A 5,393-nucleotide genomic window follows, 5' to 3' on the forward strand; every position below is an offset into this window, starting at 1 on the left:
GCGATCGCTACTATCCAGCTGAGCTACGTGGGCTTATGTCAATATTCAAATTTGTGTGCTCTTAGGCGGGAGAACTTACTTCCGCTTAGGAGGCTCGCGCTCTATCCAACTGAGCTACAGACGCAGGTGATAAAAAATATTTTACCCTTTTGGCAGTGGATTTGTCAATGCCTGATTTGCTGGGAGCGGGGTGGAGAAAAGCGCTTGTATTCACCGCCGCCGTCCGTTATAATGGGACGCAAGAGCGGCTCTGACCGCAGACGGCGGACAGAACCAGTGAGAAATATTGAGAAAAGGGCGGTAAACCTATGGACGGAAAGACGATCCTCCCGCGCAGCGAGGTGCCCGAGGAGTTCACCTGGAATTTAAGCGACATATTTGCGAGCGATGATAAGTGGAACGAGGAGCTCGAAGCGCTCAAGGCCTATCCCGAGCGCATGGCCGCCTACGCCGGCAAGCTCGGCGAGAGCGCGAAGACGCTGCTCGACTGGTTCACGCTCAGCGATGAGATCACGGTGCGCGTTTCGAAGTTTGTGCAGTACGCGAGCTGCCGCAGCGATCAGGACGTGGGCAATTCCTTCTATCAAGGCATGCGCAGCAAGGCGTTTTCCACGGCGGTCGCGCTGAACAGCGCGGGCTCTTTTGAAGCGAGCGAGATCATGGCCATCCCTGACGAAACGCTTGCGCGCTTCTACGCCGAGGAGCCGAAGCTCGAGACCTATCGCCGCAGTATCGACAAGCTGCGCCGCCGCAAGGCACACATCCTTTCGCCCGAGTGCGAAAAGATTCTCGCCGCCGCGGGCGAGATCAGCGAAAGCCCTGACCGCACGTTCAGCATGTTCCACAATGCTGACATGCGTTATCCCGACGTGACCGACGCAAAGGGCGAGGTCCACACGCTGACGGACGGCACGTTCGTCCCCATGCTGATGAGTGCCGACCGCACGCTGCGCGAAAACGCCTTCAAGGCCTACTACAAGCGCGCGGGCGAGTTCCGCAACACCTACGCCTCCACGCTGGACGCGCAGTTCAAGCAGCTCAAGTTCTTCGCCGACGCGCGCCACTATAATTCCACGCTCGAGGCGTCCCTTGACGTGACCGAGGTGCCGGTCGAGGTCTACACGAATCTCATCGACGCGGTGCACGGCAACCTCGGCAAGATGTACCGCTATGTCGAGCTGCGCAAGAAGATCTTAGGCGTTGACGAGCTGCACATGTACGATGTCTACACCCCGATCGTCGCGGACGCGGACGTTGAAATCTCCTTTGAAGAGGCCAAGAAGACCGCGCTCGAAGCACTCGCGGTGCTCGGCAAGGACTATACAGACGTGCTTGAGGAGGCCTTTAGCAACCGCTGGCTCGACGTGTATGAGAACACCGGCAAGCGCGGCGGCGCCTACTGCACCGGCAACGGCTGGCCCCACCCCTACGTGCTGCTCAACCACAAGGATAACCTCGACAGCATGTTCACCCTCGTCCACGAGATGGGCCACGCCATGCATACGTGGCACTCCTGCAAATACCAGCCGGTGAATACGGCGGAGTACGTCATCTTCGTCGCCGAGGTCGCCTCGACCTGCAACGAGATCCTCCTGATGCGCCACCTGCTCGGCAAGACCGACGACCGCAAGCAGCGCGCGTATCTCATCAACCACTTCCTCGACCAGTTCAAGGGTACACTGTACCGCCAGACGATGTTCGCCGAGTTCGAGCTCCAAATGGGCAAGATGGCCGAGAGCGGCGAGGCGCTGACCGCCGACGCGCTGAGCGCGAAGTATTTAGCGCTCAACAAGCTCTACTTCGGCGATACGATGATCTCCGACGACGAGATCGCGCTTGAGTGGACACGCATCCCGCACTTCTACTACAATTACTATGTCTTCCAGTACGCGACGAGTTTCTCCGCCGCCGTCGCCATCGCCAACCGCATTCTGCGCGAGGGTGAGAGCGCCGTCAAGGACTACAAGAAGTTCCTCTCCGGCGGCTGCTCGAAAGAGCCGGTCGAGCTGCTGCGCGACATGGGCGTCGACATGCGCACACCCGCGCCCGTCAACGACGCGCTGTCGCTGTTCGGCGAGCTGATCGATGAGCTGAGTGCATTGCTGGGCTGACGCCTTCAAATCAGTGGTGAACCACTGATTTGAGCAGGTTTCGCGTCGCTTTGCGCCTCGGTTTCCCGTTAAAACGGGCGATTCGACGCACGCTATGCGCAAGGTGTTTTCCGCCACGCACCGGTTTCGGCGGAAAACGATCAAGAACATTTGTGCCTGCGGGCACTTGGGCAACCGTTAGCAGCTTTGCTGCTTTACGGATGCCCATACCCCTTGCGGGTAAAAACTGTGCGAGGCTGCCTGCCCGAGAGGACAGGCAGCCTCTTTTCCTAATTTTTCTGCAAAAGAGACAAAAAAAGTTTCAAAAAATCTTGCAAATGACGAAGCGGCAGAATATACTATTACAGTTAAAGACCTACGATTTGATATCCCTGCCCAGCGGCAGGAAGGAGAGATCACCTATGCAGAATGAAAAACTTCGCAATGTAGCCATCATCGCCCACGTCGACCACGGCAAGACCACCCTCGTCGACGAAATGCTCAAGCAGGGCGGCGTGTACCGCGAAAATCAGGAGGTCGTCGACCGCGTTATGGATTCGAACGACCTCGAGCGTGAGCGCGGCATCACGATCCTCGCTAAAAACACCGCCATCCGCTACGGCGACACCAAGATCAACATTGTCGATACCCCGGGCCACGCCGACTTCGGCGGAGAGGTCGAGCGTATCCTCAAGATGGTCAACGGCGTTATCCTGCTCGTCGACGCCGCTGAGGGCCCCATGCCGCAGACGCGCTTCGTCCTCTCCCGCGCGCTGGAGCTGGGGCACCGCGTCATCGTCGTCGTCAACAAGATCGACCGCCCCGACCAGCGCATCCACGAGGTCGTGGACGAGGTGCTCGAGCTTTTGATGGACCTCGATGCGACGCCCGAGCAGCTCGATTCCCCGATGCTGTTCTGCTCCGGCCGCAACGGTACGGCGTCCTATTCGCCCGACGTCGTCGGCACGGACTTAAAGCCCCTGTTCGACACGATCCTTGAGTATATCCCCGCGCCGGAGGCCGATGTGGACGCGCCGTTCCAGATGCTCGTCTCCGCCATTGACTACAACGAGTATGTCGGCCGCATGGCCATCGGTCGCATCGAGCGCGGCACGCTCAAGCAGAACCAGGAGATCATGGTCTGCAACTACCACGACCCCGACGCCGCGCCGAAGAAGGCCAAGGCCGTCTCCATGTACGAATTTGAGGGCCTTGCCAAGAACCCCGTCACCGAGTCCACCGCGGGCAACATCATCTGCCTGTCCGGCATCGGCGACATCACGATCGGCGATACGATCTGCGCGCCCGAGTGCGTCGAGCCGCTCCCGTTCGTCAAGATCTCGGCGCCCACGATGGAGATGACCTTCTCCATCAACGACTCTCCCTACGCCGGACGTGAGGGTAAGTTCGTCACCTCGCGCCAGCTGCGCGACCGTCTCTTCCGCGAAACGCTCAAGGACGTTTCGCTCCGCGTCACCGAGCTCGAGGGCTCGACGGACGCGTTCAACGTCGCGGGCCGCGGCGAAATGTCGCTGTCCATCCTCATCGAGACCATGCGCCGCGAAGGCTATGAGTTCCAGGTCTCGCCCCCGCGCGTCCTGTATCAGATGATCGACGGCAAGAAGTGCGAGCCCATCGAACGCCTTGTGTGCGACGTGCCGCAGGAGTATGTCGGCGCAGTCATCGAAAAGCTCGGCTCCCGCAAGGGCGACCTCGCTGAGATGACGCCAATCGGCAGCCGCATGAAGCTCGAATTCCTGATCCCCGCGCGCGGCCTGTTCGGTTACCGCAACGAGTTCCTCACCGACACCAAGGGCGAGGGCATCATGGCGAGCGTGTTTGATTCCTACGCACCCTACAAGGGCGAGCTTGCCCGCCGCAATACCGGCTCTCTCGTCGCGTCCGAGACCGGCACCTCTATCACCTATGGCCTCTTCAACGCGCAGGAGCGCGGCGTGCTGTTTATCGGCGCGGGCGTCGACGTGTACGAGGGTATGGTCGTCGGTCAGTCCCCCAAGCAGGAGGACATCACGGTCAACGTGTGCAAGAAGAAGCAGCTGACGAACATGCGCGCTTCTGGCTCGGACGACGCGCTGCGCCTTGTCCCGCCCAAGCAGATGAGCCTGGAGCAGTGCCTCGAGTTCCTCGCCGACGACGAGCTGCTTGAGGTCACGCCCAAGAACCTGCGCATCCGCAAGACGATCCTCAACAAAGAGCTGCGCATGAAGGCCACCCACGGCAACAAAAAGGTTTTGCAGTAATGCAGATAGAGAAGCGACGGCTGAAAAAGCCGTCGCTTTTTGATTTTCTGCACGAAAGTGCGGGGGGGGGGAGGGCAGCGCCGATGGCGCTGCACGGGGCAAAGGGGGAGATTCTCTTTCAAAAGAGAACCTCCCCCTTTGGAACCCCCAAGAGAAAGGCAGGGGGCGTTTCGACTTCGCCCCCTGCACCCCCTAACGACCAAAAAGGAGGGGCGTAGCCCCTCCTTTTTGGATTATCCTCCCTGTGGCACTTCCGGTAAGAACTGTGCCTGCTTCGGATGATGCCGTCTCGATAATGCCTGCCGAAGCGGCATTGCTTCGCTCGCTGCATAACAAAAAACGACCGCAGTGGCGGTCGTTTTATTTTAATTCCTGTTCGAGATCGTGGAAGTATTCGGGGCAGAAAAATTCATCGACGGTGATATTCAGGCCGTCGCAGAGCTTTTTGACCGTTGCGACGGTCGTCGTGTGGTTTCGGCCGCTCATAATGTTATTAAGCGTGGATTGCGTGACGCCGCTGAGGATGCTCAAGCGGTTGATCGTGATACTTCGTTCTTCGCACAGCGCCAAAATGCGCCGCCGCACGGCTTCACCCACTGTCATCACGACCACCCCGCTTTCTTTTCATAAAGAATATCGTTTTCCTCTTGAAAAGATTAACTCTTTTGAGTTAAAATAACCGAAAAGGGTTAAGGAGGCGTCTGTGATGACTGACTATCAGAAAATGTACACCACGCTATTCAACGCAGTGACCGATGCACTCAAAAAAATGGAAGTGCAAAACTACGGTGACGCAAAAGAACTGCTTATCTCCGCTCAACAAAAGACAGAAGAGATCTATATCACAGCACAGAACTAAAATAGAAGCAATTCTGAACGCGGCGAGCGCAGCAATGCCGCGCCGTCAGAAGCAACAGCGGGGAAGATAATCCAAAAAGGAGGGGCAAGGTCCCTCCCTTTTGGTCGTTAGGGGTGCAGGGGCGAGATCGAAACGCCCCTGCCGTTCTCTTGGGGGATCAAAAGGGGGTATTCTCTCACGTGA

The 5,393-nt window shown here is 58.3% G+C and carries 4 protein-coding genes; 3 read left to right on the plus strand and 1 reads right to left on the minus strand.

Features of this window, described 5'->3' with window-relative positions:
* Window positions 1-308 precede the first annotated feature (308 nt).
* Together pepF and typA are read left to right on the plus strand one after the other, a co-directional pair.
* Entirely contained in the window at window positions 309-2,111 is a 1,803-nt protein-coding gene (pepF, locus tag NI20_RS0113510; RefSeq protein ID WP_033121910.1) for an oligoendopeptidase F, read from the plus strand.
* 401 nt (window positions 2,112-2,512) lie between these two features.
* Window positions 2,513-4,351, plus strand: coding sequence for a translational GTPase TypA (typA, locus tag NI20_RS0113515; protein ID WP_033121911.1), 1,839 nt, complete (start codon window positions 2,513-2,515; stop codon window positions 4,349-4,351).
* Window positions 4,352-4,711: 360 nt separating this feature from the next.
* Here typA and NI20_RS0113525 read toward each other — a convergent pair whose 3' ends face one another.
* Window positions 4,712-4,954, minus strand: a complete 243-nt coding sequence (locus NI20_RS0113525) for a helix-turn-helix domain-containing protein (RefSeq protein ID WP_033121913.1) — start codon at window positions 4,952-4,954, stop codon at window positions 4,712-4,714.
* A gap of 103 nt (window positions 4,955-5,057) precedes the next feature.
* Here NI20_RS0113525 and NI20_RS15485 point away from each other — a divergent pair, with 103 nt between their 5' ends.
* Window positions 5,058-5,210 (plus strand): hypothetical protein, encoded by a 153-nt coding sequence (locus NI20_RS15485; protein ID WP_197055413.1) that lies wholly within the window; start codon window positions 5,058-5,060, stop codon window positions 5,208-5,210.
* Window positions 5,211-5,393: the final 183 nt, after the last annotated feature.

The organism is Oscillibacter sp. ER4, from assembly GCF_000765235.1.
GTDB classification, from domain to species: Bacteria; Bacillota; Clostridia; order Oscillospirales; family Oscillospiraceae; genus Hominicoprocola; species Hominicoprocola fusiformis.